Below are 26,511 nucleotides of genomic sequence, written 5' to 3' on the forward strand. Positions count from 1 at the left end.
GCAGCGGGCCGACCGGACGACGCGAGGCGCAGTTCCCACCCACACCGCGCCTCCCGTCCGGTCATCCCACCGCAGCGGGGCGGACGTCAGGCCGACGCGGCGGTCACCACGGCACGACCTCGCCGCGGAAGTCCCGGTACGTGATGCCCCTCGTCGCGAGGCAGTCGACCAGCACGTCGACGACCTTCGGCACGTTCTCCTCGAGGGTGAACGGTGCGTCGTCGCCGCCGAGCGTGGTCTTGATCCATCCCGGAGCGACGACGACGATTGCCCGCTCGTCGTGCGCTTGGCGCACCGCGAAGCTCTTCATGAACATGTTCAGCGCCGCCTTGCTGCCGCGGTAGAGCTCGCGCGATCCGGTGGTGTTGTTCGCGATGCTGCCCTGCCCGGACGACATCACCCCGATCAGGCCGTCCTCGGTCACCAGGTCCTCGAGCGCCTCGATCACGTGCATCGGGCTGAGCGCGTTCGTCACCATCACCTCGACGAAGTCGTGGGTCGACACCTGCCCGATCGGCGTCTCGGCGTTGTTCGTGGTCCCGGCGTTGACGAAGAGCACGTCGAGCGACACGTCGTCGAGGCGCGACCGGAGCTCCGCGACCTGGTCGGCGCGGGTGATGTCGACCTGTTCGATCCGCAACCGGTCGCCGGCGGCTGCGGCGAGGTCGTGGAGCGGCGTCGGAGCGGACCCGCGGACGGTCCCGATCACGGTCCACCCCCGTTCGACGAACTCGGCGGCGAGCGCCTGCCCGATGCCCCGCGAGGCTCCGACGATGAGTGCTGTCCCTGTCCTGTCCATGCCGCCACTGTGCGTCGGCCACCCGCGATCGGACCGTTCCGGGCGCCCGTTCCGTAGGATTCCTGCAGTGGATGCTGATCACAGGACCGGATCCGGCGGGGTGACGCACGACGACCTCCGCCTGCTCCGAGCGGTCCAGATCGCACCCCGTGCGCCGTTCGCCGCGATCGCGTCGACGCTGGGGCTGAGCGAGACCACGGTCGCGCGGCGCTACCGGAAGCTCGTCGCCACGGGCGTGTGCCGAGTCGTCGGCGTTCGCGACCCCGGAGCGCAGGGGACGAGCGAGTGGTTCGTCCGGATCCGCTGCCGCCCGGGCAGCGGCGGGCGCATCGCCGACGCGCTGGCGCAACGCCGAGACGTCTCCTGGGTCAGCCTCGGCGCGGCGGGGACCGAGATCGCCTGTGTCATCAGTTCACCCACCACCGCGCAGCGCGACGAACTCCTCGGGCGGCAGCTCCCCGGCACCGCGGCGGTCCTGGAGATGTCCGCCGCGGTGATGCTGCACCGCTTCACGGGAGGCCGTGCCCACTACTGGGCCGCCCTCACGGGTGTGCTGACGGTCGCCGAGGAGGCCCGGCTCGGCTCCGACGGGACGCGCCCGTTCACGGATGCTCCGGTCGTCCCCCGTGCAACCGTCGCGGTGAGCCACGACGACGAGCGTCTGCTGTCCGTCCTGGCTGCGGACGGGCGGGCGAGCCACGTCGCCCTGGGCGAGGCGGCGGGGCTCACCCCGGGGCAGGCCGCACGTCGGCTCCGGGGCCTGCTCGACCAGGGCGCCGCACACCTCGACGTCGAGATCGTCCCGGAGGCGCTCGGCTTCACGGCCCGCGCCGGCCTGTGGATGCGCGTCCACCCCCGGTCCGTCGCCGAGGTCGGCGCCCTCCTCCCCCAGCAGCCGGAGATCGCCTTCGCCGCGGCGGTGTCCGGTCAGGACAACGTCCACGCGGTCGCACACTGCCGGGACCTCGATGCGCTCTACCGCTTCACGTCCGAGCGCCTGGGGACGCTCCCCGGGCTCCTCGCGCTCGAGGTCTCCCCGATCGTGCGGCAGGTGAAGCAGGCCGGGACGCTGCTGGACGGCGACCGCCTGGTGCCGGGTCGCACGGTGTCCTGACGGCCGTCGGCGCGGACGCTGTCAAGCCGACCTTGACTGTCGACCATTGTCAAGGGTAGGTTGACGCCGTGGACAACGGAGAACAGGTCATCCGCGACGGCATCGCCGCGATCGTCCGGGACCTCGAACCGGGCATCGAGAACGCACTACCCGACGGTCGCAATGCGTACCTGCGACTGATCACGATCACGGCGGGCATCGAGGCGGAGGCCGGCTCCAGCCTGCGGAGTTCGGTCCTCGCCGGCAGGGCGGCTGGTCTCAGCTGGGAGCGCATCGGTGCCGTGCTGGGAACCTCGCGCCAGGCCGCGCAGCAACGCTTCGGGGAGGTGCGGCCAGCGGCCCCCCACGCACACACGCGTCGGTTGACGCCCGTGACGGCGTTCGACGAGATGGACCGCCTCGACGAAGCCGGCAAGCACGGCTGGCACTCCGTGTCCTTCGGGACGCTGTACCACGACCTCGAGCACTCGGACCAGCAGTGGGAGCACCGCCGCGTGAGCGTCTTCGGGTCCCGGCGCGCGCTGGAGGACGAGGGGTGGCAGCGCATCGGCGCGATGTGGATCCCGTGGGCGTACTACGCGCGACCCACCGGCACGCCGGCGCTCCCCGACGACGCACTCGACTGAGCGGTGCAGCACGAGCACCGGCTCCTCGGTGCGGACGCTCCGCCCGGTGAAGCGAGGCCGTCCGGGTGCACCGTGACCGGGGTCAGACCCGCTGCACGGCGACCGGGGAGGACGGCACCGACGATGACCGCGAGGTCCGTCAGGCGCCCCGCGTTGTGCTCCGACCGACCGAGGATCTCCATCCTCGTGACCGAGGCGGCGGCGATGCCCGGTTCGTCACTCCTCCGGGTGATGCCGCGCCCCACGGGACGGCGTAACGGCCCTAGCGGCGCGAGTGCGAGGCACCCTCGAACTGGGGTTGGTCGGCGATCACGAGCAGGAGCGACCCTCTCCGGTATGACGGCTCCCCTGCAGACGGAACACCCGGCGCGACCGATCCTGGCCTCGCGCCGCATCGTGCTCGCGATCACCGGCGTCGCGATCGCGGTCTGGCTCTACGTCGGGTTCGTGCTGGTGCTCGTGGGAGGCAACAAGGCGGTCATCCCGATCTGGATGCTCATCGGCTCGTTCACCCTCGCCGTCGATCTGCTCACCGTGTTCTCTAGACGTCTCGGGACCCAGACCACGCTCACGCCGCGGTTCCTCGTCATCGCCTTCGTCATCGGCGGCCTCGGCTCCGTCCTCATCGGCGGCTCCCTCGACACCCTCACCTTCGACGGCCTCGGGCGCGAGGGCGCCTTCCTCCTCGCCGGCTTCGTCGAGGAGGCCGCGAAGATCGCGCTGGTGGTGGTGCTCTGCCGACGGCTCGCCGACAAGACGGTGCGCAACGGCCTCATCGTGGGTGGCACCGTCGGCCTGGGCTTCGGGGCCTTCGAGGACCTCGGGTACGCGTTGCACCCGTTCCTCGGCGCGCCGTTCAACGGGCACGAGGTCCTCCAGTCGATGATCGCGCAGATCGCTCGCGCCGCGTCCGGGCCGTTCGGACACCCGCTGTGGACGGCACTGCTCGCCGCAGCGCTCTTCGCCGGGGTCCGGAACGGGCGGTTCCGCGTGACGCTGCGTCTCGTGGCTGCCTACGTCGGCGTCGCGGTGGCGCACGGGCTCTGGGACGGCGCGACGGGAGCCGGGCAGGAACTCGGTCGGTTCGGCGCGGGGTTCGGCACGCTCGGCTCCGCCGTCGGCGGGCTGCTCGCGTTGGGCGCGGTCATCGTCACCGTCCGTGTCTGGTTCCGCCTCGCACGGCGGGTCGGCGCCGAGTACCGGCAGCAGGAACCCGCTGGTCCAACCGGACACGACGGCCACGGACCGGAGGCAGTGCTCCCGTCTGCGGGTGATCCGCACGTCGTCAGCGGCTCGGGCTCGTCGTGATCCGGTCACGCCCCGAGTAGCGCCGTCGCCGACGACGGTCCGCCGTCCAGCGCCGGGTCTCCGCGCTCGACAGCGCGAAGAGGATGGCACTGTCGAGCGCGAACCCGGCCAGTCCCGCAGCCGTCGTCAGGTCGTCATGACCGCCGAACCAGGACACGGCCGCCGACACGACCGCGATCGTCGACAGGACGAGACCCCATCCACGCGCTGCGGAACGCCCGACGAACACCCCGACGGCGATGGCCGCCCACACGAGGACGACCACCGCGCTGAGGCCGACCGCGACCACGACCACGACCGGGTCGGCGCTCCGCCCACGGCCGTCGACGCCGGTGAGCCAGGCAACGATCGTCACCGTCGCGGCGACCGGACGAGCCGCCAGCAGCAGCGTCGCCAGGACGACGTCGACGGGGCGGGTCTGCGCCTCCGCCGTGGCGTCGATCAGCCGGACCTCCGAGGTCGCGACCTCGACGTCGCGGAGGTCGACGACCGGCAGGCCGCCGTCGGTCGTGATCGCGTCGCCGCCGCCGTTGCGCGAGTGGTACCCGGTGGAGAAGTGCTCGAGCATGGAGGCCGATGCGACCTCCGACCCCTCGAGGACCGACGCGACGACGTGGTCGCGCTCGGTGTCGACGTCGTCGGCGATCCGGTGCGTGACCTGCCAGGTGAACGCGCTGAACCCCACGCTCCGGTCGAACGTCGCCGCGGCGAGCCAGTCGACCCGCTGGCCGCCCGGGAGGAGCCAGCCGTCCGGGGTCGCCCAGAACCGGACGTGGTGGCGCTTGCCCGGACTCCCGTCGACCTCCTGCTGGTAGCAGAACGCCTGGCGGCGGCCGAAGAGGAACAGGTTCGACACCGGCGCGCTCGGGTAGCTCCGTCGGGACAGGGTCGCCACCGCGATCCGGAGGTTCGCTCGGACCCCCAGGTCGTCCGCCAGCGTCCACCCCGCCGCGAGCATCGCCGCGTGCACCTGGGCGAGGCTGCCGAGACCGGAGACGTTGACCGGGTCCCCGAGGATCCCCTCACGCGTCCGGGTCCTCCCGATGAAGTAGTCGGGCAGGTAGACCGCGGCGAGCGCCGTGTGGATGCGCGGGAGCACGAGGTACGCGATGACGACGTAGACCACGACGACGAACCACGACTCGCGCCAACCGTGGGAGAACGCCTGCGTCGCGAGCACGATCGCCAGCAGCGCTGCGGCTCCGGCGCCCAACCAGCCGAAGGCGCCGTCCGCGGCACGGCGGACCGCGTGCCGGCGTGGAGCGGTGGCGGAGGTCCTCGACGGCCTCGACGCTCGACGCGAACCCGGGGTCACGTGCGCAAGCGTAACGCCGGGGGTGCCGCCCGTCCCGCTGCGGTCGCGTTCCAGGAACTGGCGGCCCGGAGCCGACACCCCACGGACGGGAGGCGCGGTGCCGGCTGGCACCGCGCCTCCCGTCCGGACCGGGTCACCCGCGGACCGCGCCCCGCTTGCGCTCCTTCACCGCGCGGAACCACGCGTTGGACGCGGGCAGGAACGTCAGGACCGCCGCGATGATCGAGGCGAGGACGCCCACGGCACCCACCCCGTAGCCGCCCACCACACCGGTGATGCCGAGGATCGTGACGATGAGCAGGACGATCCGCGCCCAGTTCGCGCCGCGACGCATGAAGAGGTCGAAGACCACGAACGCGATGATGTACAGCACGCCGATCACGATGCCGACGACGAGGGTCGCGCCGAGGATCCCGTTGACGTCGACGCCGTCGGTGGAGGTCCCCGACCGCTGGAGCTGGTCCTTCGCCGCCTGTTGAGCAGCGGGGAGCTGCGTCGCGCTGATGATGATGCCGACGATGTGCGCGAGGACGGTGAGCAGGTAGAGCCAGAACGCGACCGTCACGAGGCGCGGCGGTGTCAGCGACGCGGATCGTTGGGCGTCCGACTGGAACGGGTTCGACGTCATCGGGGTGGTCCTCCTCTCGGCCTCGACCATCGAGACCGTGGAGCCGATGCTGCCCGCGCCGCGAGGTCCCTGCCCGGATCCGGCGGCCTCACGGACTTCACGCTCGTCTCATCGACACGGTGCGATGCTTCCGGGCTGGGGAGCGGAACCGCTCGACGGCCGAGCAAGGCCACGCGTCGTGACCCTGGACGGACCTGGTCGTGTCCACCGTGCCAGCGGCTGGCGGTGACCGACGACCCGACGACCGAACGCCACCGAGATGAAGGGTGCACCAGCATGACCCCACCGACCCTGCGTCGTCCCTCCGCCGGAGCACGGCCGACCGGGGTGGCCGTCTGATGCGCCGCGAGCTGACCCCGGCCGCTCGACACGGCCGTCGACGCCCGTCGAGCGTGCTCAGGACCGGGGCGAAGCTCGTCGCGGCCGTCGCCGCCGTCGGGCTGGTGAGCACCGGTTGCGTCGGGGCGATCGCGTCGTGGGAGGTGCTCGGCCACGCGAAGCCGACGGTGACGCTCGCGATGGACGGCACGAGCGCCAAGCCGCTGCCGCAGCTGACGGCACAACAGGGCGAGGTGGACATGCTGCTCGTCGCGACCGACACCCGAGAGGGGCAGGGAGCCGGCTTCGACGACGCCCTCAACCAGCGAGCGAGCTCCGGCGTCGGGAACAACGACTCGAACCTGTTGGTCCACATCTCCGCCGACCACTCCAGCATGGCGGTCGTCTCCTTCCCTCGCGACCTCGTCGTCCCGATCCCGGCGTGCGAGAACGACCAGGGGACGACGACCCCCGCTTCCGCTGCGGCCCCGCTCAACACCGCCCTGCACCGCGGCGGTGAGCAGCACGGGCTCGCGTGCGTGGCGAAGACGATCGACCAGCTCACCGGACTCCAGATCGGGTACGCCGGCATGATCACCTTCGACGGCGTCGTGGCGATGGCCGACGCCGTCGGGGGCGTCGACGTCTGCCTCGCGACCCCCATCCACGACGACTACGTGACACCGGCGCTCGACCTGCCCGCGGGCGACCACAACCTCTCCGGGGCACAGGCGGCGGCGTTCCTCCGTTCACGGCACGGTGTCGGCGATGCGAGTGACCTCGCACGCATCAGCAACCAGCAGACGTTCATGGCGGCGCTCGCACGCCAGACGGTGTCCGCGCACACGCTCACTGACCCGGGCAAGGTGCTCCGACTCGCGATCACGGCGTCGAAGCACATGACCCTCTCGGACACGCTCGCCGACCCGACGACACTCGCCAGACTCGCACTCGCGGTGAACACGGTGGGCCTGGCGAACATGACCTTCGTGCAGTACCCGACCGTCGCCGATCCCGCGAACGACAACCTCGTCATCGTCGCGCAGGACGCGGCGAAGACCCTCGACGGGGTGCTCCAGCGTGACGAGCCAGTCGTGCTCGGCGCCGACAGCCTGGGCCGTTCCGCCGTCAGGAGCCCGTCGGCCGCGCCGACGCCGGCACCGCAGGCGTCGGCCCCCGCGGCCCAGCCGTCGGCGCCGGCGCAGTCGACGGCTCCGTCGCCACAGGCTGCGCTGCCGGACAGCGTCTCCGGCCAGAGTGCGGCGACCGTGACGTGTGCGGCGAAGCGGTGACGGTGCGGCCGCCGACCGCATCGGTGCCGGTGGCGGGACCCCGTTCCGGACGGGAGGCTCGGTGCCAGCTGGCACCGCACCTCCCGTCCGGACGCTGGTCGCGATCCTGACCTGCCGCGGAGGCGCAGGGCGGCACCTGACGGCGCGCTGTCCCGGGTGGGACGGAAGCGATCACGATCCGGTGACGGTGCTCGTGTTCGCTCGTCGAGTCGAGGACTGCTCGGCGATCATCGTCACATGAGCGTCAGCGCGCCCCAGAAGTCCACCCGTCGTCGCGTCGCAGCGGTGGCCGCCGTCGGCGCGGTCGCGCTCCTGCTCAGCGGTTGCTCGTCCTCGGGCGTCTCCGCTGCGGCACCGGCGACGCCGACCGCGAGCGCCCGCACGGTGGCCCTCCAGCCGGGAGACGCCGACACCGGCACCCACGCCGTCTGTGGCCACGTCAGTGCCTACCTGACCATCACCACCAACGCCCAGGCCGGTCTCGCGGCCGGCGACATCGACGCGACCCAGGAGCAGACCCTGTTCTCGGCCGCTCGCTACGGGTACGAGCGGCTGCCCTCCGAGGGTCCCCTCAGCGCGGGCGTCACGGCTGTCCAGAAGTGGCTCGCCGCCCACCCCGAGACCCCCGGTTCCCTCGCGATCGACCTCGACGATGCAGGGTGGGGCGACGCCTTCCAGACCCTGACCACGGCGTGCGCTGCGAACGGCTCGCCGCTGGGCGTCGATGCGCGGTACGGCGGCTAGGGCGATCCGGAGGACCCGATGAAGGACGTCGCCGGGACCGTCGTCCCGCGCGGGGCGGGCTGGGGTGCACCGCTCCACGCGCTGGTCGCGGCCGCCATCGGTGTCGGCACCGCGTTCTCCACCCACGCCGCCGTGGTGGCGACGTTCATGACCGGCGTCGCCGGGCTGGTGGCGATCCTCGTCGTCGGCGTGGTCGCCGGTGTGGCACTCGCGGTCACCGGCGTGCTCGCCACCGGACGCCGTGCCGTCGCGTGGCTGGGGCTCACGACGCTGGTCCTGCTCCCGGCGGTGCTCGTCCCAGAGGTCACGTCCGGGCTGCTCAGCGGGTCCGCTGGCGACTCCGGCGAGGTCGATCTGTCGTCGTCACCGCTGTCGTTCGTGGCCGGCGCCGTCGTCGCGGTGGCCCCAGCACTGGTGGTCCATCCCGGTCGCGCCAGGGTGCTCGGCCTCGTCACCATGGGCGTGCTCGCCGTCGGCGTGACGACGGCGATCGTGATCGCGGTCGTCGTGACCACCCCGCCCCGGTAGCGCTGCCGCGTCCGGAACCCGCCAGACGTCGCGGGTCCCGATCAGGAGACTCGGTGTGCTCCGCGACCGACGCGAGCACCCCCAGAGAGGCCTTCCGTGCAGCACACCGTGATCGATTCCGCCATCCTCTACTTCGGCACACCCGTGGCGCTCCTGAGCACCGTCGACCGCCACGGCGCCACGAACACCGCGCCGATGTCGTCGGTGTTCTGGTCGGGGAGCACCGCGGTCCTCGGGATGGGTGGCCGGTCACAGACAGCCAGGAACCTCCTGGCCACCGGTGAGTGCGTCATCAACCTGCCGTCGGCCGACCTCGTCTCCGCGGTGGACACCCTGGCCCTCACGACCGGTCGCTCCCCCGTTCCCGCGGGCAAGGAGTCGGTCGGCTACCGGCACGTGCGGGACAAGCTCGCCGCCGCCGGGTTGCACGGCCGGCCCGGGGACACCGTCCGGGCCGAGCGGATCGACGAGTGCCCCGTCAACCTGGAGGCACGGGTCGTCCACGCGCGACCACTCGCGGACCAGGAGCCGGGCGACGACGCCACCTACCTGTTCGAGGCATCCGTCGCACGGGTCCACGTGCACGAGGACATCCGCGCGGCAGGGACGACGAACCGCATCGACCCGGACCGGTGGCGTCCGCTCGTCATGGCGTTCCAGCAGTTCTACGGGCTGAGCGGACGACTGCGGCCGTCGCGCCTCGCCGGCATCGACGAGGAGTGGTACCGGTGACGCCCCGGACCGGACCCGGGCACGCTCAGGAACCGGTCGCGGCCGAGGCGTCGGCGTGGGCGTTCCGGTCGCGGCGTCGCGCGAGTGCGAGGGCGGCGGCGGCGAGCAGTCCGCCGACGACCGCGCCGATCGAGTTCGTCACCCAGTCGCCGGTGTCACACGCCCGACCGATGCCGAGGACGAGGGCCTGCACCGCCTCGATCACGACGGAGAGTGCGCTGCCGGCGAGGATCGCGGACACCGGGCGAGCCGAGCGGAGCCCGACCAGGAAGGTGACGGGCACGAAGAGCAGGACGTTCCCGACGGACTCGCTCGCCGTCGGCGCGAGGTACGGCAGCCCGACCGAGCACGCCACGCCGGGCGACGGGTCTCCGTCCGGGGAGAGCGTGAGCCCGAGAACGGCGACGGACGACAGGACGGCCAGCACCAGGGCCAGCCTCGGGGTGCGCGTGAGCAGGACGCCGAGGAACGGGGCGACGACGACGACCGCGACGAGGACCCCGAACGGCAGCCACGGCACGTGGGTGAGGAGGGTGGAGAGCAGGGGCGTCGCCTTCCTCGCGCGGGGTGGTCGTCGACCATGATCCCGCACGCGGGCGGCGCACGGGTCGCTCAGAGCGTCGAGGCGACCGCCCAGGAGTCCGGTCCGGGCTTGCTGATCAGCCGCTGGTCGGCGAACGACCCGTCAGCGAAGGTGATCCGAGCAACCGGGACACCACCCTGCGCCGTCGTGCCGGTGTCGACGATCGAGGCCACCTGGGTCCGCGGAACGGTGACGAGGTGCTCGGCCCGCAGCTGGTTCCCCGCCGAGGTCACGAGGTTCACCAGCCGACCGTCGACGCCGTCGCCACCCCCACCGCGCCTGAAGCCGCTCGGGATCACCTGGCAGTGGACCAGGACGCGGTCCCCGTCCGGGAGCACCCTGCCGATCTCCGATGCGACGTCGATCGGCGGCCCGGTGAAGAGCGCCTCGTACCTGGAAGCGCTTACAAAATCGGCGCGCTCGCGGTCGGGAGAGGATTTTCGAGACGGTTCCCGCAAGAAACAGATGTGAGATACGGTCCTGGCCGTGACTTCTCAGCAGCCCTCCACGCAGTACCCGTCAACCGCGCACCACGCCCCTGCGCCGCGGACCAACACGCTCGCGATCGTGTCGCTCGTGCTGGCCTTCTTCGCTCCGCTCATCGGCTTCGTCCTGGGCTTCGTCGCGCTCGCGCAGGTGAAGTCCCGTTCGGAGAACGGTCGCGGGCTCGCACTGGCAGCAGTGATCGTCGGCGGGGTCATCACCGCGCTGTACGTCGTCCTGATCATCGCCGTCGCCGTGGTCGGTTCCTCGACGCCGACGCAGTACTGATCATCGCCGATGAGCACGACTGATCCGTCCGCCGCAAGGCAGAGCCGCGAAACGCGTCTCCGTGGCAGCGCGGTCGCCCTGACGATGACACTGGTCGGCGGGGTCCTCGTCGTCGCCGCGGGCGCCGTGTCCGGCTACGCCCTCGGATCGTTCACCGGCGTGTTCCGGGAGATGCAGCTCAACAGCGTCTTCTCGCACTCCCCCGACCCGGATCATCCGTGGTGGGCAGCACCGACGGCCGCCTTCGGATCCATGGTCGCCGTGGCGGTGTACTCGCGATGGAACCACCGCTTCACCGGCAGGTCGGCAGACTTCGCCGGCGCAGGCCCCGGGAGCCTATGGCTGATCGGAGCCGCTGCTGGACTGTGGTGGACCACCACCGTCCTCTGGCCCGCCCCCGACCGCGTCGGTACCGCCGTCGACCCGGAGTTCGGCCGTGACACGGCGTGGGGGATCGGCGGCTGGGTCTGGTACGCATCCGCCTGGTGGCTCCCCGGCCTGTTCACCGCGCTGGCGCTCGTGGCGCTCCTGCTGGGCACCATCGGCCGCCGCGGACAACGCAACCGTCGCGGTCGCGTCACGGCGCTCCTTACGGCTGGACACCGGACCTCGGGGACCGTCACCGCCGTGAGCGGCACGACGACCCCCGATGCGGCGCTCACGCTCCTCCGCTGGACCTTCACCTTCACCGACGCCACTGGCCAGACTCGATGGGTCGAGCGCACCAACGGGTTCCCCCACGGGTCGGCCCCGACGGTCGGTGCGACCATAGCCGTCCTCCACGACCCGAAGAACCCGGCGGACAAGCGGTCGATCTTCGCGGCCGTGACCGGTGGCGACAGCCCTGATGACTACCTCCGGCCCGGGATGTGACGACGTGCAGGACTCCCCTCGTGCGCCACTTCCGACGCCCTCCCGCCGCAGGGTGCGCGCCGATCACACCGTCCCGGATCGAGCTCCGCACCGGTTCGAGGCCGGGGACACCGTCGCGGTCGGCAAGCGTGACACCGAATGGCCGGCGTTCGTGTTCGTCACCGCTCGGGACGGGAGCGGGTGGGTGCCCGTCCGTCACGTCGACACGACGAGCTCACCGCCCAGGATGCGCACTGCATACGACACGCAGGAGATCCCCGCCTCCGAAGGGGAAGTCGTGCACCTGCTCCGGGACGACCCCGAGAGCGGTTGGGTGTGGTGTCGCAAGACCGACGGACGCGAGGGGTGGCTTCCCCACCGGGCACTCGAACTCAACCGAGGCTGATGCGATGAACAGTGCCGATCCGCTCTTCACTCCGGTCGTCCGTGGGACGTTCCACCGGGCCATCGACCCGCGCTTCCACCGGTTCGCGATCGCCGGGTCACGCGCCGCTGGCCGCTACTCACGAGCAGATGAGCCCACCCTGTACCTGAGTTCCTCGGTCGAAGGCGTCGACGCGGCGCTGATCGCCCACAGGGACACCAGGGCGAGCGCACTCGAGATCATCGAGCTCGACGTCGAAGCAGCCGGCATCGTCGACCTGCGGGACCCCGACGCCCGGTCGCGCATCGGGATCGACCTCGCCGACGCGATGGCACCGTGGCAACAGGACGCCGAAGCCGGCGGCACGCCGGCGTCCTGGTCGGTGCGCGACCGCCTCGTCGAGGTCGGAGCGACGGGTCTGATCGATCCCTCGCGGAGACGACCCGATCTCTGGCATCTCGTTCTCTTCCGCTGGAACGAACCGAGCGCCCCCACCGTGCGCATCCGAGAGCGTGACCGCTGACTGCCGAGGGTGGTGCGCCTCCTGTCCGGGAGACGCGACCAGCCGCCGCCCCGTCACGCACTCGGATCAGGACCAACCGGCGATCCCGCGTCGACGTCGCATGCGGTATTGATCTCAACCATCGTTGAGATCGTACGGTGACGGCATGACCACCCCCTCCCACGACGAGATCGCCATGTCGGAGTTCCGCCCATCGAGTCCGGAAGGAGCTCAGCGGGAGATCGGGGTGTTCGGCCCGCAGTACCGGTGGGTCACGATCGGCATGTTCCTGCTGGTGCTGCTCGATGCCTTCGTGGCCCTGGCTGTCTCGACGATCATGCCGACCATCAGCGCAGAGCTGGACGGCGCCCGACTGTACGCGTTCGCGTTCGCCGGTCCCGTTGCCGTCAGCGTGGTCGGGATGGTCCTCGCCGGGATCTGGTCCGACCGGGGGAATCCGCGGAGCGCCCTCTTCGTCTCCGTGGTCGTCTTCGCAGCGGGGCTCATGATGGTGGCGCTGGCGCCCAGCATGGTCGTCTTCGTCAGCGGACGGTTGGTCCATGGTCTGGCTGGCGGGGCCGTCACCGTAGCGCTGTACGTGATCGTGGCCCGCATCTACCCGCAGGCCCTCCATGCGAGGGTGTTCGCGGCCTTCGCCACCGCCTGGGTCATCCCTTCCCTCGTCGGTCCGGTCATCGCCGGGCTGGTCGCCGAGACGGTCGGGTGGCGTTGGGTCTTCCTCGGGGTGGTGGCGCTCGTCCTGCTGGCGATGCCGTTGATCGTCCCCGCGATGCGCGTCGTCCACGCTCCTGAGGACCGGTCCCGGCTCGGCCGCACGGAACTCGCGCGGATCGGCCTCGCCGTGCTCACCGCGTCGTCCGCGCTCGTCATCGCTCTCGGCGCGGAGTTGCGCGGACCGACACAGTGGCTCGTCCCGATGGTCGCCGCCGCCGTCGCGCTGATCGCACTCCGTCCACTGCTGCCAGCCGGAACGCTCCGTGCCCGTCGCGGGTTGCCGAGCGTCGTCCTCGAGCGTGCGGTGGTGGCGGCCACCTTCTTCGCCGCGGAGGTCTACGTGCCGCTCCTGCTGGTCTCCCACTACGGCACGTCAGCTGCGGTCGCCGGTCTCGCGCTCACCGCTGCCGCCCTGAGCTGGTCAGCAGCGTCGTGGCTGCAGGGGCGGTTCCCGGGGATCGGTCATCGGATGGCAGCACGGCTGGGCACCGCGAGCCTGGGCTTCGCCGTCGCGTGTCTGTTCGTGACGGCACTCGTCAGCGCGACGCCCGTCGTCGTGGTGATCGGTTGGGCCTTCGCCGGGGCTGGGATCGGACTGATCTACCCGCGGCTCGGCGCACTCACACTCGCGTACTCGGACGACACGAACCAGGGTTTCAACAGTTCCGCGCTCACCATCGCTGAAGCGACTGCGTCGGCGATCGCACTCGCCGCCATGGCCATCGTCTTCTCGACGCTCGGCGGCACGGCATCGACGAGTTCGTTCGCCGGGGTCTTCGCCCTGGCGGGAGCCCTCTGTGTGTTCGCTCGGCTCTGCGCTCCGCGGATCGTGCCCCGCTCCAGCGACTGACGCCGGGCTCTCGTCGACGGGGGCGAGGTCCGCCTGCCAGCCCCGGACACGCCGGTGGTCGGAACGCTGCCCATGTGCACGCGGCAGCCGACCGGCCCCCGTCCGTCGGCCAGCGCCCGTCCCGGTGGCCCATCGTTCACCGAGACGGGTGGTTGGGTGCCTCGATCTGCCGGACCCAGCGCTCCTCGTACAGCCCGGGCCCCGGATCGATCCGCCGATCTCCTCGGCGCTCGAAGCCGTTCCCGGCGGAGAAGCGCTGACCCCGCTTGTTGCACGAGGACACGAGGACCGTCGTGGCCGTGTCCTGTCGACCGGTGGGGAGCGGGACGGGGCGGTAGACTGTCGACGACGAAACCTCCGCCGACCACGGCGGAGGTTTTCTCGTATGACCACCCCGACGCCCCTGACCATCACCACCGCCGACGAACGACACCGCCCTCAGCTCGAACAGCTCTGGACCATGTTCCGACACGAGATGTCCGCGTTCACCGGCACGCTCCCCGACGAGCGCGGCCACTTCCGCCGAGAACGACTCGACGCCGGCCTTGCGGAGCCGGGCTGGTCGGCACACCTCTTCCACCTCGGACCACACCCGGTCGGACTCGCGGTCCTCCGCGGACTGGACACGGACGAGCACGTCATCAGCAGTTTCTTCATCACGCACGGAGCGCGACGCGCTCAGATCGGACGTGCCGCCGTGACGGAACTGACCGCGGCGCACCCGGGGAGATGGGCGGTCGCCTACCAGGACCGTAACGAGGTCGCAGCGAACTTCTGGCGCACGGTCGCGACCGAACTCGACCCGACCTGCACGTTCGAGCACCAATCCGTCCCGGGCCAGCCGGAGCTCCCTGCAGACTCCTGGGCACGATTCAGGGTCCGACAGCCGATCGGCTGACGAGACGTGGCCGAGCGGCGGGAAGGGGTCGAAGAGCTATCGTGTGCCCGTGAGCAGGCTCCTGATCGCCGGCATGTCCGGCGCTGGCAAGTCGACCTTGCTCGACGAATCGGACGCCGCGGCCACCGCACGGTCGACACGGACTACAGGGGCTGGACCGCCGGCAGCGGCGGCCCGTGGCACGCCGACCAGATGGCTCACCTCCTGCGGACCCACCACCATGTCGTGGTTGCTGGGACTGCCGAGAACCAGGCCGACTTCTACGACCGCTTCGATCACGTCATCCTCCTCAGCGCACCACTCCACGTGCTGCTCCATCGTGTTCGTCATCGGACGAACAACCCCTACGGGAACTCGTCGCGCGAACGCGAGGCGATCCGACGGCACGTGGCCGAAGTCGAACCGCTCCTCCGCCACGGAGCTGACCTCGAGCTCGATGGGCGACGCCAGGTCCAGGAGCTCGCCGACGCCATCGAGCCCCTGATCGGTACCGAGCACTGAGGGGAGAGTGCTCAGCTGCTTCGAGCCGTTGCAGGACGGCGCAGCGAGACTCCTCGTGCTCCTCTCGTCCGTCGGTCCGACGCGCGCGATGAGAACCGTCTTCTGTGACCATCGCTCGTGTTGCTATCGTTCGCGGCGAGGGGGATCGACATGCATCATCGGAACGACGTACGTGTCGGCGTTCGACACGGCCGATTGGCTCGCCGTCCCGCGTGGCTCGAAGCGGCGCGCCTGCTCGGCATCGCTGCCGTGGTCGCTGTGACGAGCGCGACGAGTGTCGCGGCGGTCGCGGTCGGCAGTCTGGGTTCTTCGGTGCAGACCGTCGGGATCGGGGTCGGCGGAAAGCCGAGCACGACCGGCGCCGAAGCCCTCCGTGGTGCTGTCGACTTCGTCGTCGTCGGCAGCGACACCCGCCAGGGCCAGACCGCGGCGGCGGAAGGTGACCCCGGGACCCTGAACAACGACGTCACCATGCTGATCCACATCTCCGCGGACCATCAGCAGATGACCGCCGTCAGCATCCCGCGCGACACCATCGTCGAGCTGCCAGCATGCGTGGACATAGACTCCGGGCAGACCCGACCTGCGGTGCGTGCGATGTTCAACGAAGCCCTCGCCCGAGGCGGTGACCAGGGCGGCCTGCGCTGCGTCGTGGCAGCCGTGCAGTCGCTGACCGGCGTCGAGGCGCAGTTCGCCGGCATCCTCAAGTTCGACGGCGTGGCAGCCATGTCGACCGCAGTCGGCGGTGTCGACGTCTGCGTCGCGACACCGATCCACGACCACTACGTCGGCCTCGACCTCGAACCCGGCATCCACCCCATCGAGGGGCAGACCGCATCAGCGTTCCTCCGCAGCCGGCACGGCATCGGAGACGGCGGCGACCTCGGACGCATCAGCAACCAACAAGTGTTCCTGTCCGCCCTGGCACGGAAGGTCCTCGCACCGGGCGGAGCGCTGTCGCACCCGGTGAAGCTCTACGAACTCGCGCGAGCTGCGCTCTCGAACATGATCCTCAGCGACAACCTGACCAGCCCCGACACGATGGTGTCGCTTGCCTTGACCCTCAGAGGCATGGACCTGTCGAAGGTGCTGTTCGTGCAGTACCCCACCCTGCCCGATCCGGCAGACGGCAATCGCCTCGTCGTCGACGAGCAGCCTGCGCAGGCCCTCACCGTCGCACTGCGGACCGATGCGAAGACGAACCTGGACGATTCACCCCTCGGTGGAGGTGCCACGAAGCAGTCCTCGGACAGCGCAGCACCCTCGGAGCCCAGCTCTGCTCCCTCATCCGCCGGTCCGACCGAACCCACATCCCCCGCGAGTGGACCCACGGACGCCACACCGGGCACATCAGCAACATCCACTGCCCTCCCCTCGGCGATCACGGGCCAAACGGCAGCAGAAGCCACCTGCTCCAGGGGCTCCGGCTAGACCCGCGAGGAGCAGGAGGGCGTCTCGAGAAGCAGTTCGAGCCGGGCCCGGTGTGGGCCTCACGTCGCTGCGGGCGATGTCGGAGGTCATCACCAGCGCTGTTCGATGAGCCCTGGTCGTAGGCGTCGGTAATCACCGCCGACTACGGGACCCGTGGTGGCGCGATCAGTTCGAGGAACCCGCCGAGCGCACCCTCGAGGTAGATGATGCGTGTGCCGGCCCGGGCTCCGCCGGTCATCAGGTGGGGTGTCCCGACCGGTCGCCAACCATGGCGCGAGCACAGCTCGAGCACACGATCGAGGTCCGAGACCGTCAGCGCGATGTGCACCGTGCCGACGTGGGCGGGAGAGGCGGCCGCCTCGAGCGTCCGCGACGGGGTGTACTGCAGCAGCTCGACTCGGTGGTCCCCGAGCGCGACCGTCGCTGCGCGGATCACCGCTCCGTGGACGCCGGTGGTCGCGACCGTGGTGTCCGCGTCCAGCGTGAAGGTGCGTTCGAGCGCGAAGCCCAGACCGGAGCACCACAGTGCCAACGCGTCGTCGAGGTCGGCCACGGTGAGGCCGGCGTGGGCCACGTCCGAGACGAGCGGTGACGTCATCACACCAGTATCGGTCTCGGCGTGGGGAGGGTGCGACCCGGTTCGTGCTCCGGGCCGCACCCTCGAGGGGGTTCGCGATGAACGTCGCGGTGTCAGCTCCGGATGAACGCGAGGATGTCCGGGTTGATGACGTCCGCGTGGGTGGTCAGCATGCCGTGCGGGTAGCCCTCGTAGATCCTGAGCGTCGCGTCGCTGAGGAGTTCGGCCTGCTTGACCGCGGCGTCCTGGTAGGGCACCACCTGGTCGTCGTCGCCCTGGAGCACGAGGACGGGCACGGTGATCGCCCGGAGGTCCTCGGTCTGGTCCGTCTCGGAGAACGCCTTGATGCCCTCGAGGTGTGCGATGGCACTGCCGGTCATGCCCTGGCGCCACCAGTTCGCGATCACCGGCTCCGACGGGGTCACGCCGTCGCGGTTGAAGCCGTAGAACGGGCCGGAGGCGACTGCCTGGTAGAACTCGGCGCGGTTGGCGGCGAGCGCTTCGCGGAACCCGTCGAAGACCGCGATGTCGGTGCCCTCGGGGTTCGACTCCGTCTTCACCATCAGCGGCGGGACGGCGGAGACGAGGACTGCCTTCGCGACCCGCCCCTGCGGCTGCCCGTGGCGGGCGACGTACCGTGCCACCTGTCCGCCGCCGGTGGAGTGACCGATGTGGATCGCGTTGCGCAGGTCGAGGTGCTCGACGACGGCAGCGACGTCGCTGGCGTAGTGGTCCATGTCGTGGCCGGTGCCGATCTGCGACGACCGGCCGTGCCCGCGGCGGTCGGACGCCACCACCCGGTAGCCCTCGGCCAGGAAGTAGAGCATCTGCGCGTCCCAGTCATCGGAGGACAGCGGCCACCCGTGGTGGAACACGATCGGCTGCGCGTCGTGGCTCCCCCAGTCCTTGAAGTAGATCTCTGCACCGTCGTCGGTGGTCACGTAGCCCATGGTCGTTCTCCTGTGTGTGCGGTGGTGGTGGTCGGTCGGGTGCGGCGACGAGGAGGAACGGTCGCCTAGTCGGTGGTGGTCTCCCGGACGGCGGTCTCGATGACGTCGGCGACGTCCTGGGGGTGCGTGTGCATCACCAGGTGCGGTGCGGGCAGTTCGACGACGTTGCGCAAGCCGGCACGCTCGTAGCCGAAGCGCTCGACGTCGGGGTTGATCGTGCGGTCGTCCGCGGACACGATGCCCCAGCCGGGCGTCGTCTTCCACGCGGCGACGGAGGCCGGCTCACCGAACGCGGCGCCGGTGAGTGGGCGCTGGGAAACGGCGAGGACCTGCGCGGTCCTCGGGTCGACACCCTCGGCGAACACCGGGGGGAACGCCTCGACCTTCACCGACACGTCGGTGCCGTCCTCGGCCCCGGCGATCGGGTACGGCGTGGAGACGAGGTTCGCGGCGAGGTCGGAGTCCGGGAATCCGCCCTGGAGCTGACCCAGGCTCTCGCCTTCCTCGAGGACGTACCCGGACACGAAGACGAGTCCGACGACGTTGTCCGCGGCACCCGCGACGGTGATGACGGCGCCACCGTAGGAGTGTCCGGCCAGGACGACGGGGCCGTCGATCTGCTCCGCGAACGCTCGGATGGAGGCGCCGTCCTCGGCGAGGCTCCGGTTGTAGACCGGTGGCACCAGCACGGTGTGGCCACGGTCGAGGAGCTCGCGGGTGACGGGTGCCCAGCTGGCGGCGTCGGCGAACGCGCCGTGCACCAGGACGATGGTGGGGGTGTGCATGGTCGGTCCCTTCGATCGGGCGCCGCAGGTGTCGGCGCGGTGGCGAAGTGGTCACCCATGTCCCTGGATCGACGCATCTCGCCTCCCCGGACGTCCACGACGTCGTTCGCCTCATCGGTGCGGAGCACGGTCATCGTCCCCCGGCTCATGTGCGGTGATCGTCACGTTCGCCTGCTGACAAGGAAGCGGACGTGTGACGACAAGTCCGGTGCGGGGTCAGTCAGGACGCGGTGTCGTGGTGACCAGAGCGCCAGTCGCGAGGGCTCTGCCCGAACCGGGCAGCGAACGCCTTGCTGAACCGCTGCGCAGAGGCGAACCCAGCCCGCTGCCCGATGTGACCGAGGAGGACGGCCGTCGATTCTCGGTCGATCAACGTCCTGGCACGCTGGAGACGCGATTCCAGGAGCTGCCCCGTGATCGTTCGGCCGTGCTGCTGGAACGCCTTCTGCAACACGCGCAGCGACACCCCGAGTCCGTCCGCCACGTCGTCTGGACGGATGGTGGGACTTGCCGAGTACAGATCGATGAACCGCTCAGCGCGCACCACCAGGTTCCGCTGTTCCTTCTCCGGTGCCGTGTGCCGCCCGAGGAAGTCGTCGGCGAAGGCCCCGGTCAGGTCCACCAAGGACTGCGCGATCCCGGCTTTCGAGGACTCGCCCAGTGAGTCGAAGTTCCGGAGTGCCTCCCGTGCCATGGAGAACAGCACCAGGGGCAAGCCTTCACGGCCGGGGAAGGCGACGTTGCTCATGGCGCTCACCGCTGACGAGCTGAGCCCCACCGAGGAACGGTCGAGCCGGATGGACACGGATCCGAAGTCGGGGGTGTGCCGGAAGAGCCGGAGCCGTGACACCTGCGACATGCTCATCACGCCGACGGGCGTCTCGAAGTCGGACTTCCGCTCGAACACCGACACGGCGCCGGTGAGCGTGAAGGCCCACACGAGGTCGTCACCGGGATCGCGGTAGCCCGCCGCCGGGTCGTCTCCCGGCGACCTCGATCGGATCCGCCGCACCTCGACCGGCCCGAGCTGGAGGGACTGCACCGTCGTGGCTGCCGAGGGGGAGAAACCGTTCGGTCCGCGCACCTGATCCCGCATGTACATGACGGCGGTTCCTCACTTCCATCGCGACAGCATGCAGATGACCAGGAACCGTACCACCGCCTCGACGCACCCGAGACGGAGGGGCCGCGCCGGCGAAGACGGCCGCGCTCGTCGGGGAACGTGCCGGTGTCAGTGCCGCGTCAGCGGGACGTGAGCGGCCGGGCGGATGGTGGTCCCACCGACACGAGGAGCCCCCATGACCAGCATCCTGATCTCCGGCGCGAGCATCGCCGGCCCCGCTCTCGCCTTCTGGCTGAGCCGTTCCGGCCACGACGTCGCCGTCGTCGAGAAGAACGACGGCATCCGCCCCGGCGGGCAGGCCGTCGACTTCAAGGGCGCGACCCACATGCAGGTCCTGCGGGAGATGGGGATCCTCGACGAGCTCCGTCAGTACGACATCCGCGACGAGGACGCGGCGATCGTCGACGAGCACGGTCGCACGATCGGTGTCGCGCCCGGCGGGCTCGGCTCCGGCGAGCTCAACGTCCCGCGGGACACGATCGCGACCGTCCTGTACGAGCGGACGAAGGACGACGTCGACTACCGGTTCGGCGACCGCATCTCGGACCTGGTCGACGACGGCGAGGGTGTCACGGTGACGTTCCGGAGCGGGACGACGGAGCGGTTCGACCTCGTCGTCGGCGCCGACGGCGTGCACTCCGGCGTGCGCCGCCTGGTCTGGGGTCCCGAGGAGCAGTTCGTCGAGCACCGCGGACACCACTACGTCCTGGCGGACCTCGACCTCGGCGACGACGACGTCGTGTACAGCCAGCCCGGGATGACCGTCATGCTCGGCGGATCGAAGGCACCGACCTTCATCGTCGTCGCCGCAGACCGGTTCCCGGAAGCCCGCGACGACGTCGACGAGCAGAAGCGCCAGATCGCGGGCGCGCTGCGCGGCGGACGGTGGCGCATCCCGGAGATCGTCGACCGGTTCCCCGAGGCGAGGTCGTTCTACACCGACTCCATCAGCCGGGTGACCGTCGACCAGTGGAGCCGCGGACGCGTGGTGCTGCTCGGTGACTCCGCCTGGGGCAACGCCCTGAGTGGCTACGGCACCGGCCTGGCCCTGGTCGCCGCGTACGTGCTCGCCGGCGAGCTGCGGCTCGCGGCCGGCGACGTCGCCACTGCCCTCGCCGAGTACGAGGCCCGCTTCCGGCCGTACACGAACGCGTCCCACAAGGTCAACGCCGGCGCACTCCTGGCACCCATGACGATGCGAGGCATCCGTCTCCGGAACCTGTTCTTCCGCGCCGCATCGGTCGCCTCGCCGCTCATGCGGATCCTCGACCTGCCAGCCAAGGGCATGGACCTCCGCCGGTACCGACGCGCAGGAGCGCTCGTCGAGGGATGACCCACCGGTCGAGTCACGAACTCCTCGCGGGTGTGGTCAGGAAGGGGTGGGCTCCGACTCCCCCGCTCGGTCTGCTGTCGGGTGGTCCTCGACGTCGCGCGGGGCGACCATGGGTGGTTCCAGGCGCCGCAGCCGACTCCCGATCGGCACCCACAGCGGCGCCCGAGCAGACACGCTCGCGACCACGACGACGACCGCTGCGACGGCGTCGACGGCGAGCAGGGCGAGGAAGGTACGCCGCAGGTACCTGCTCGGGCCTGACGTCGTCCGGTGGTCGGGACACATCGGTCCCCTTCCGACCAGAGCGGGTCACGTCGTCCTCGGCCCACGGACCGGTCGGGGACCGGACGACGGACTGGAGGCGCGGTGCCAGCTGGCACCGCGCCTCCAGTCCGCGCTGCGCGTCGGTGTCCTGTTGCTAGTTCTGGGCGACGCAGACCTGCTTCAGGCTCGTGACGTGGCCGGTCGATGCACCGATCTGGAACGTGAAGGTGTGGTAGCCGGAGTTGTAGCTGTACGAGCCGTTCTTCTTCACGATGCGGAGCAGATTGGTGCCGGCTGAGTCTCGATCAGGCGAACCGAAGAGGTGGACCTCTCCCGTGCTCGTCCAGTTCAGCTGCGCTGTCTTGTTCCCGCACCCCAAGGTCAGCAGCGAACCGATCTTCTCGGCATGCGCCGGGCTGCCGGTGAAGGTGCTCACGGTGAGCACGGCCGCTGCGACGAGCAGGAGGGCGGCGAAGCGCATACGGCCGGTGACGGCGTTCGTCGGGTGTTCCGTGTGGTTGCTGATGGTCATCTCTGCCTCGATCACTGTGCTGGTCCGGCTGACAAATTCCAGGGGATCGACCCCCCGATCGGACGCTAACAGCCGCTTCGTTCGGCCCGCAGTCCGCCGTTCTGCCGACAGCGGCCCACACGCAGGGAGGTGTTCGACACCGACCCACGCCCAGTCGACGATCTGCGACCGGGCACGGCACGCCCGGCGGAGTCGCGAAGCTTGCTACCGCCACCCGATGGCAACGCAACTCGAGATCGAGCTCTCGTCGCACCGCTCGGATCCATTCCCAGCCAGCGTGCCCGGGGGCGCTGTCTACGGTCCAGTCGACGCCGTCATGGTGGGCTCCGACGTGTGGGGCCTCGCTTCGAAGGTCGCGAAGCAGGGGGCCCTTGATGCGCTCGAGCTGCAGCAGCTGGCGGAGATGATCTCCGGGCTCGCTTCATCCATCTGGGCGTTCCCGCACAGCGCTCGGCCGTACTACGCACGGTTGCTCCTCATCGCCACGCTGGCCTACGACCAGAGCGTCCCCGAGGACTCGTAGCGTCAGGAGCTGGCGGCTGGATCAGGGTCGGCTCCTGGACGGACTCGGAGAGGTCGTCTTCCGTACCGGCTTCCCGGATACTGGCGCCGGACGACGCATCGCTACTCGCTGGACGAAGTGGAGCACTGAACCATCAGTCAGTGGGCAGGGCCGGCGGCGCTGCCGTCTTCCCACACGAGCGCTGTCGTCTGCCCATCGCGGATGAGCAGATCGCGGATCAGGTGCGAGCGCACGTCGGGGCAGGAGAGGGCGATGAGGTTCTCGGAGATCGGGTCGACGAGGCACCCGCGCTGGGCGTAGCGCGCCACGATCGACAACCACGTCGCGGCGAGCTCGGGATCTTCACCGAGCCAGATCCGGAAGGTGGCCTGATCGCCACGCTGGCTCACGTTCGCCCCCACGAGCGCCCCCTCCGCCGACCTGACGGTGGCCACGGTGTCGCCGAAGTTCACCCCGTACACCCAAGCGGGTACTGCGTTGACCTGCGCCAGGTCCGACCCGACGATCTTCGCGTTCAGCCCCTCCCAGAACACGTCGCCGGAGTCGGAGGGCAGCGCGAACCACACCTCGGCGTCGGACTCCGATCGCAGCGGCACGAGCGAGGATCCCGACCACTCGGCCGTACGACTCGGGTGCTGCCGGTACTCGTCCACGTCAGGAATCTACCCGCGCGACGGGTGCCGACCCGTGCTCGACCTCCGAGCGATGCCCGCTCCGGGCTCTGCGCCGTGTGCTCGCCGATCGGCTACGGAGATGTCCGCTCGGATCGCAACCAGCTCAGGATTGCTCAGTGCCGTTGCAGATGAGCGTGCGAACGTCATCATCGGAGGGGAAGACCTGTCCTGGGCTACGCCCCCTACGACGGCGGTTCCGACGTGATCCTCTCGACGAAGGCCCGTCGCGACGCCCTGCGCCGCCGTGACCTGCAGTGCCTCGGACGACGCTTCGGCTGTGCTGCCGTGGAGCGGGCAGTCGTCGAGGGCGTCGTACGCTTCGGGCATCGCCGTCCGAGCGTCCGGTAGCCGATCGGCTACCGGTTGATCCGCGCGAGCCAGTCGCGGATCAGGGCGGCGGTGATCCCGGGTTGCTCGAGGTGCACGTTGTGACCAGCACCGTCGAGGACGACGAAGCTCCCTCGCGGGTAGTGGTCCCGGAGTGCGAGCCCGTCCTCGTAGCCGACGACGTCATCCTGCCGACCGAACAGGTGCAGGGCCGGAGCGGTGAACGGTTCCGGGTGGCGCTCCTCCGGCACGGCATCGAGTGCGTAGTCGGCGGCGATGCGGTCCATCACCGCAGTGTCAGCGCCACGGAGACCCGGCAGCACGTAGCGCTCGAACGCTGCGAACGCGCCGGCGTCCTGGATGACGCTGACCTCCTCGAACGCTTCTCGCGCGTCACCGGCGGCTTCGAGGACGGCCGGTTCGGTGTGCAGCACGGAGCGCTCGGGAACGAGGCGGTCCGCGTGGGCAGGATGCACGACACCCGCCAGGGTCGCGACGCCGAGGACGTGGTCTCGGCGTTCGTGGGCGACGTGTCGGGCGATCATGCCGCCGAAGGAGTTCCCGATGACGGCGAACGGCTCGTCGCCGACGTGGTCGTCGATGTCGGCGAGGACCTCGTCGGCCACGTCGACCGCGCTCGACGCGGTCGCGGTCACCGCGGCGGCTTCAGTCCACGGCAGATCGAGGAACACCACCCGCCAAGGCAGGTCCTGCACCGCGTCCGCCAGCGGCAGCATGATCCGGTGGTCCACCCCGAACCCGTGGAGGGCGACAAGCGGACGACCAGAACCAAGAACGCGCGCGATCACCCAGCAAGCCTATGAGCAGCCCGTCCCGACAGCCGATCAGTCAACGAGACGCGTCAGCGGCATCTCGGTCTCGTTCGTACTGCGGCGAACGTCCTACGGCAGATTTCTCTGCGCAGAGCTGCTCCCGGATCTACGCTGACGGCATGTCCGCGAGTGAGCGAACCGGCCCTCGGTCGAGGGATCATGTCGTGCTGCCCCGGATCCTGTGGCAGCGGCTCTTCGGATGGCCGTCTGACACCACGTCGGAACCGGTCGGCCTGTCACCGGTTCCGCGGACTCCAACGACGTCTGTCTCACCCGAGGATCCTGTTCCTGCGCTGACCGACGGGGAGACGGATGTTTGGCTGACCGAGTGGCAAGTCGAGGAAGACGGGTTCGATGTCGTGGTCGGCGAGCACATCACATGGACCTTGTACGAATCAGATCAGCCATGGATCGACCTGATCCTCGCGGTCCCGAGGACGGTCCCCCTGCAGCGCGACACCGACGATCACGAACGCAGCGAGGACGAGCTATCGACCAGACGCGACCTCCGCGGTGTCGTGACCCGCATCGACCAGGTGTCCGTGCGGTTCGTGAGCTCGGAGCGCCGCGGCTACGCCGCGCCGGAACCTCGGGCCGGGCAACAGCACTCTGTGTCCTCCCTCTCCAACCGCCGGCCGCACCACGGGGACGTCGCGGGATGGATCGTCCGCGTCCGCTCCTGAGGACACGAACGAGCTCTCAATGGTCGGCTCGGTGGTCGCGGTCGCGGGCATCCTCGTAAGAAGCTCCCGTGGTTCCCGATCATCATCACTGGTTGGGCGCTCTGCGCCGCTGGCGTGCTGACCGGCCGCATCGGCACCGGCGGACATGGGTTCGCATGACCATCGCAGCGGAAGAATTGTTCTGCCGCTGTCGCCGCACCGAACCAACCTGGGCAGGCCGCGAGCGAGCGCCAAGCTGTCCCGCAGAACGATGGGTCAGCGGGACTTGCCGTCGTCTCCGCGCTGCTCGGAGGCGGACACCGGTTGCGCGTCAGGTTCCGGCTGATTCGACTTCCGACGCCTGGCTCGACGATCCCGAAGGAAAGCGATCACCACGCAGATCGCGAGAACTAGGAAGATCGGACCCGCCCAGTGGCCCGCTTCGGGTGAGAACATGCAGCTAGCCTCCTCCGCGGGCCAGCGGCCGTCGCTGAGAAGACCGAGAGACGATCACGATTCAGTGGTCTCAGCGCCGTTCGGTCGCAGATCGGCTACCGGCACCCCTTCCTCTGACGGCGGCCAAGCTCCTCGAGGTCGTCGTCGAGTCGAGCGAGGACTGACGCGGGTGCTTCCGAGGGCCAGAGACCACGAAGCCACTGCGCCGCCTGTAAGAGCTCGCTTCGGCCATCGTCTTGCTGCACCACGTGAGCGTGTACGTGCTCGGCCGCGAGTTCGAACGCGCCAGGGTCGGGAGGGACGTCTGCGGCGATCGAGAGTTCGATCGAGCGGCCTCCGAGTCCCAGGATCGGGTGAAGCGCCGGGGGCGTACCCGAGCCATGAGCTGCATGCTGACGCGCCCGACGGTCTTGGTACCGCCGGAAGATCTGCGCCGCGAGCCAGGACATGGAACCACTGTGCCCCATCGCTCCTGCGTCCGATAGCCGATCGGCTACCGGACGCCGGCGACGGTCAAGGTTCGCGCCGGTAACGGATGGTCTCCACGTCCGAGCCGCTAC

At 70.2% G+C, this 26,511-nt stretch carries 31 protein-coding genes; 17 read left to right on the plus strand and 14 right to left on the minus strand.

Annotation, left to right across the window (positions count from 1 at the left end; translation table 11 throughout):
- Positions 1 to 103 precede the first annotated feature (103 nt).
- Complete coding sequence (locus FS641_RS05740; RefSeq protein ID WP_144761196.1) at positions 104 to 799, minus strand: SDR family NAD(P)-dependent oxidoreductase; 696 nt, start codon at positions 797 to 799, stop codon at positions 104 to 106.
- 67 nt (positions 800 to 866) lie between these two features.
- On the opposite strand from FS641_RS05740, the gene FS641_RS05745 reads away from it, so the two are divergent.
- The 3 genes from FS641_RS05745 to FS641_RS05755 all read left to right on the plus strand — a co-directional run bounded on the left by FS641_RS05745 (position 867) and on the right by FS641_RS05755 (position 3,847).
- Positions 867 to 1,913 (plus strand): Lrp/AsnC family transcriptional regulator, encoded by a 1,047-nt coding sequence (locus FS641_RS05745; RefSeq protein ID WP_222122049.1) that lies wholly within the window; start codon positions 867 to 869, stop codon positions 1,911 to 1,913.
- 68 nt (positions 1,914 to 1,981) lie between these two features.
- Positions 1,982 to 2,539, plus strand: a complete 558-nt coding sequence (locus FS641_RS05750; RefSeq protein WP_144761199.1) for a hypothetical protein — start codon at positions 1,982 to 1,984, stop codon at positions 2,537 to 2,539.
- 336 nt (positions 2,540 to 2,875) lie between these two features.
- Positions 2,876 to 3,847, plus strand: a complete 972-nt coding sequence (locus tag FS641_RS05755; protein WP_186317589.1) for a PrsW family glutamic-type intramembrane protease — start codon at positions 2,876 to 2,878, stop codon at positions 3,845 to 3,847.
- Here FS641_RS05755 and FS641_RS05760 read toward each other — a convergent pair.
- Together FS641_RS05760 and FS641_RS05765 are read right to left on the minus strand one after the other, a co-directional pair.
- Positions 3,825 to 5,162 (minus strand): LssY C-terminal domain-containing protein, encoded by a 1,338-nt coding sequence (locus tag FS641_RS05760; RefSeq protein ID WP_186317590.1) that lies wholly within the window; start codon positions 5,160 to 5,162, stop codon positions 3,825 to 3,827. The genes FS641_RS05755 and FS641_RS05760 overlap by 23 nt on opposite strands.
- Positions 5,163 to 5,295: 133 nt before the next feature.
- Complete coding sequence (locus FS641_RS05765; protein ID WP_144761208.1) at positions 5,296 to 5,790, minus strand: hypothetical protein; 495 nt, start codon at positions 5,788 to 5,790, stop codon at positions 5,296 to 5,298.
- A gap of 338 nt (positions 5,791 to 6,128) precedes the next feature.
- Between FS641_RS05765 and FS641_RS05770 the strand changes: the two genes are divergently transcribed.
- The 4 genes from FS641_RS05770 (at position 6,129) to FS641_RS05785 (ending at position 9,404) form a co-directional block, all read left to right on the plus strand.
- Positions 6,129 to 7,400, plus strand: coding sequence for an LCP family protein (locus tag FS641_RS05770; RefSeq protein ID WP_144761211.1), 1,272 nt, complete (start codon positions 6,129 to 6,131; stop codon positions 7,398 to 7,400).
- A 237-nt stretch (positions 7,401 to 7,637) separates the two neighbouring features.
- Positions 7,638 to 8,144, plus strand: a complete 507-nt coding sequence (locus FS641_RS05775; RefSeq protein ID WP_144761214.1) for a hypothetical protein — start codon at positions 7,638 to 7,640, stop codon at positions 8,142 to 8,144.
- 18 nt (positions 8,145 to 8,162) lie between these two features.
- Complete coding sequence (locus FS641_RS05780) at positions 8,163 to 8,672, plus strand: hypothetical protein (protein ID WP_144761217.1); 510 nt, start codon at positions 8,163 to 8,165, stop codon at positions 8,670 to 8,672.
- A gap of 108 nt (positions 8,673 to 8,780) precedes the next feature.
- Positions 8,781 to 9,404, plus strand: coding sequence for a flavin reductase family protein (locus FS641_RS05785; RefSeq protein ID WP_260855699.1), 624 nt, complete (start codon positions 8,781 to 8,783; stop codon positions 9,402 to 9,404).
- Between the two features lie 25 nt (positions 9,405 to 9,429).
- Here FS641_RS05785 and FS641_RS05790 read toward each other — a convergent pair whose 3' ends face one another.
- Both FS641_RS05790 and FS641_RS05795 read right to left on the minus strand, forming a co-directional pair.
- Complete coding sequence (locus tag FS641_RS05790; protein ID WP_186317591.1) at positions 9,430 to 9,924, minus strand: VanZ family protein; 495 nt, start codon at positions 9,922 to 9,924, stop codon at positions 9,430 to 9,432.
- Between the two features lie 92 nt (positions 9,925 to 10,016).
- Positions 10,017 to 10,229 (minus strand): hypothetical protein, encoded by a 213-nt coding sequence (locus tag FS641_RS05795; protein ID WP_144761223.1) that lies wholly within the window; start codon positions 10,227 to 10,229, stop codon positions 10,017 to 10,019.
- A 244-nt stretch (positions 10,230 to 10,473) separates the two neighbouring features.
- Here FS641_RS05795 and FS641_RS05800 point away from each other — a divergent pair, with 244 nt between their 5' ends.
- The 6 genes from FS641_RS05800 to FS641_RS05825 all read left to right on the plus strand — a co-directional run bounded on the left by FS641_RS05800 (position 10,474) and on the right by FS641_RS05825 (position 14,980).
- On the plus strand, positions 10,474 to 10,758 hold the full coding sequence (locus FS641_RS05800) for a DUF4190 domain-containing protein (protein ID WP_144761225.1): 285 nt from the start codon (positions 10,474 to 10,476) through the stop codon (positions 10,756 to 10,758).
- Between the two features lie 9 nt (positions 10,759 to 10,767).
- Entirely contained in the window at positions 10,768 to 11,631 is an 864-nt protein-coding gene (locus tag FS641_RS05805; RefSeq protein WP_144761228.1) for a DUF3592 domain-containing protein, read from the plus strand.
- A gap of 226 nt (positions 11,632 to 11,857) precedes the next feature.
- Entirely contained in the window at positions 11,858 to 12,016 is a 159-nt protein-coding gene (locus tag FS641_RS18405) for an SH3 domain-containing protein (RefSeq protein ID WP_231564086.1), read from the plus strand.
- A gap of 4 nt (positions 12,017 to 12,020) precedes the next feature.
- Entirely contained in the window at positions 12,021 to 12,518 is a 498-nt protein-coding gene (locus FS641_RS05815) for an RES family NAD+ phosphorylase (protein WP_144761234.1), read from the plus strand.
- 145 nt (positions 12,519 to 12,663) lie between these two features.
- Positions 12,664 to 14,082: an MFS transporter gene (locus FS641_RS05820; protein ID WP_144761237.1), complete on the plus strand. Its 1,419-nt coding sequence runs from the start codon at positions 12,664 to 12,666 to the stop codon at positions 14,080 to 14,082.
- Between the two features lie 385 nt (positions 14,083 to 14,467).
- Positions 14,468 to 14,980, plus strand: a complete 513-nt coding sequence (locus tag FS641_RS05825) for a GNAT family N-acetyltransferase (RefSeq protein WP_144761240.1) — start codon at positions 14,468 to 14,470, stop codon at positions 14,978 to 14,980.
- Between the two features lie 36 nt (positions 14,981 to 15,016).
- Here FS641_RS05825 and FS641_RS17955 read toward each other — a convergent pair whose 3' ends face one another.
- The gene (locus tag FS641_RS17955; RefSeq protein WP_186317592.1) at positions 15,017 to 15,478 is read right to left on the minus strand and encodes a hypothetical protein; all 462 of its coding nucleotides are present in this window, start codon (positions 15,476 to 15,478) and stop codon (positions 15,017 to 15,019) included.
- A gap of 198 nt (positions 15,479 to 15,676) precedes the next feature.
- On the opposite strand from FS641_RS17955, the gene FS641_RS05835 reads away from it, so the two are divergent.
- Positions 15,677 to 16,912, plus strand: a complete 1,236-nt coding sequence (locus FS641_RS05835; RefSeq protein WP_186317593.1) for an LCP family protein — start codon at positions 15,677 to 15,679, stop codon at positions 16,910 to 16,912.
- 142 nt (positions 16,913 to 17,054) lie between these two features.
- Here the strand turns inward: FS641_RS05835 and FS641_RS05840 are convergent, their stop codons facing one another.
- From FS641_RS05840 to FS641_RS05855, 4 genes are all read right to left on the minus strand, one after another.
- A complete protein-coding gene (locus FS641_RS05840; RefSeq protein ID WP_144761246.1) occupies positions 17,055 to 17,510 on the minus strand; it encodes a VOC family protein in 456 nt (151 codons plus the stop codon).
- A 92-nt stretch (positions 17,511 to 17,602) separates the two neighbouring features.
- Positions 17,603 to 18,439, minus strand: a complete 837-nt coding sequence (locus FS641_RS05845) for an alpha/beta fold hydrolase (protein WP_144761250.1) — start codon at positions 18,437 to 18,439, stop codon at positions 17,603 to 17,605.
- Positions 18,440 to 18,504: 65 nt separating this feature from the next.
- Positions 18,505 to 19,224 carry an alpha/beta fold hydrolase gene (locus FS641_RS05850; RefSeq protein ID WP_144761253.1) on the minus strand — a complete coding sequence of 240 codons (720 nt, stop codon included), beginning with the start codon at positions 19,222 to 19,224 and terminating at the stop codon, positions 18,505 to 18,507.
- A gap of 220 nt (positions 19,225 to 19,444) precedes the next feature.
- Positions 19,445 to 20,326 carry a helix-turn-helix transcriptional regulator gene (locus FS641_RS05855; protein ID WP_144761256.1) on the minus strand — a complete coding sequence of 294 codons (882 nt, stop codon included), beginning with the start codon at positions 20,324 to 20,326 and terminating at the stop codon, positions 19,445 to 19,447.
- A gap of 196 nt (positions 20,327 to 20,522) precedes the next feature.
- Between FS641_RS05855 and FS641_RS05860 the strand changes: the two genes are divergently transcribed.
- The gene (locus tag FS641_RS05860) at positions 20,523 to 21,680 is read left to right on the plus strand and encodes an FAD-dependent monooxygenase (protein WP_144761259.1); all 1,158 of its coding nucleotides are present in this window, start codon (positions 20,523 to 20,525) and stop codon (positions 21,678 to 21,680) included.
- 36 nt (positions 21,681 to 21,716) lie between these two features.
- Here FS641_RS05860 and FS641_RS05865 read toward each other — a convergent pair whose 3' ends face one another.
- Both FS641_RS05865 and FS641_RS05870 read right to left on the minus strand, forming a co-directional pair.
- Positions 21,717 to 21,965, minus strand: a complete 249-nt coding sequence (locus FS641_RS05865; protein WP_144761262.1) for a hypothetical protein — start codon at positions 21,963 to 21,965, stop codon at positions 21,717 to 21,719.
- Between the two features lie 133 nt (positions 21,966 to 22,098).
- Complete coding sequence (locus tag FS641_RS05870; protein ID WP_144761265.1) at positions 22,099 to 22,476, minus strand: hypothetical protein; 378 nt, start codon at positions 22,474 to 22,476, stop codon at positions 22,099 to 22,101.
- 316 nt (positions 22,477 to 22,792) lie between these two features.
- Between FS641_RS05870 and FS641_RS05875 the strand changes: the two genes are divergently transcribed.
- Entirely contained in the window at positions 22,793 to 22,999 is a 207-nt protein-coding gene (locus FS641_RS05875) for a hypothetical protein (RefSeq protein ID WP_186317594.1), read from the plus strand.
- Positions 23,000 to 23,136: 137 nt separating this feature from the next.
- Here the strand turns inward: FS641_RS05875 and FS641_RS05880 are convergent, their stop codons facing one another.
- Complete coding sequence (locus tag FS641_RS05880) at positions 23,137 to 23,652, minus strand: DUF4265 domain-containing protein (RefSeq protein WP_186317595.1); 516 nt, start codon at positions 23,650 to 23,652, stop codon at positions 23,137 to 23,139.
- Positions 23,653 to 24,029: 377 nt separating this feature from the next.
- The gene (locus FS641_RS05885; protein ID WP_144761274.1) at positions 24,030 to 24,809 is read right to left on the minus strand and encodes an alpha/beta fold hydrolase; all 780 of its coding nucleotides are present in this window, start codon (positions 24,807 to 24,809) and stop codon (positions 24,030 to 24,032) included.
- A 143-nt stretch (positions 24,810 to 24,952) separates the two neighbouring features.
- Between FS641_RS05885 and FS641_RS05890 the strand changes: the two genes are divergently transcribed.
- Positions 24,953 to 25,516, plus strand: coding sequence for a DUF6578 domain-containing protein (locus tag FS641_RS05890; RefSeq protein WP_144761277.1), 564 nt, complete (start codon positions 24,953 to 24,955; stop codon positions 25,514 to 25,516).
- Positions 25,517 to 26,511: the final 995 nt, after the last annotated feature.

Origin of the sequence: Curtobacterium sp. 9128 (assembly GCF_007673775.1) — a bacterium.
Classification (GTDB): domain Bacteria; phylum Actinomycetota; class Actinomycetes; order Actinomycetales; family Microbacteriaceae; genus Curtobacterium.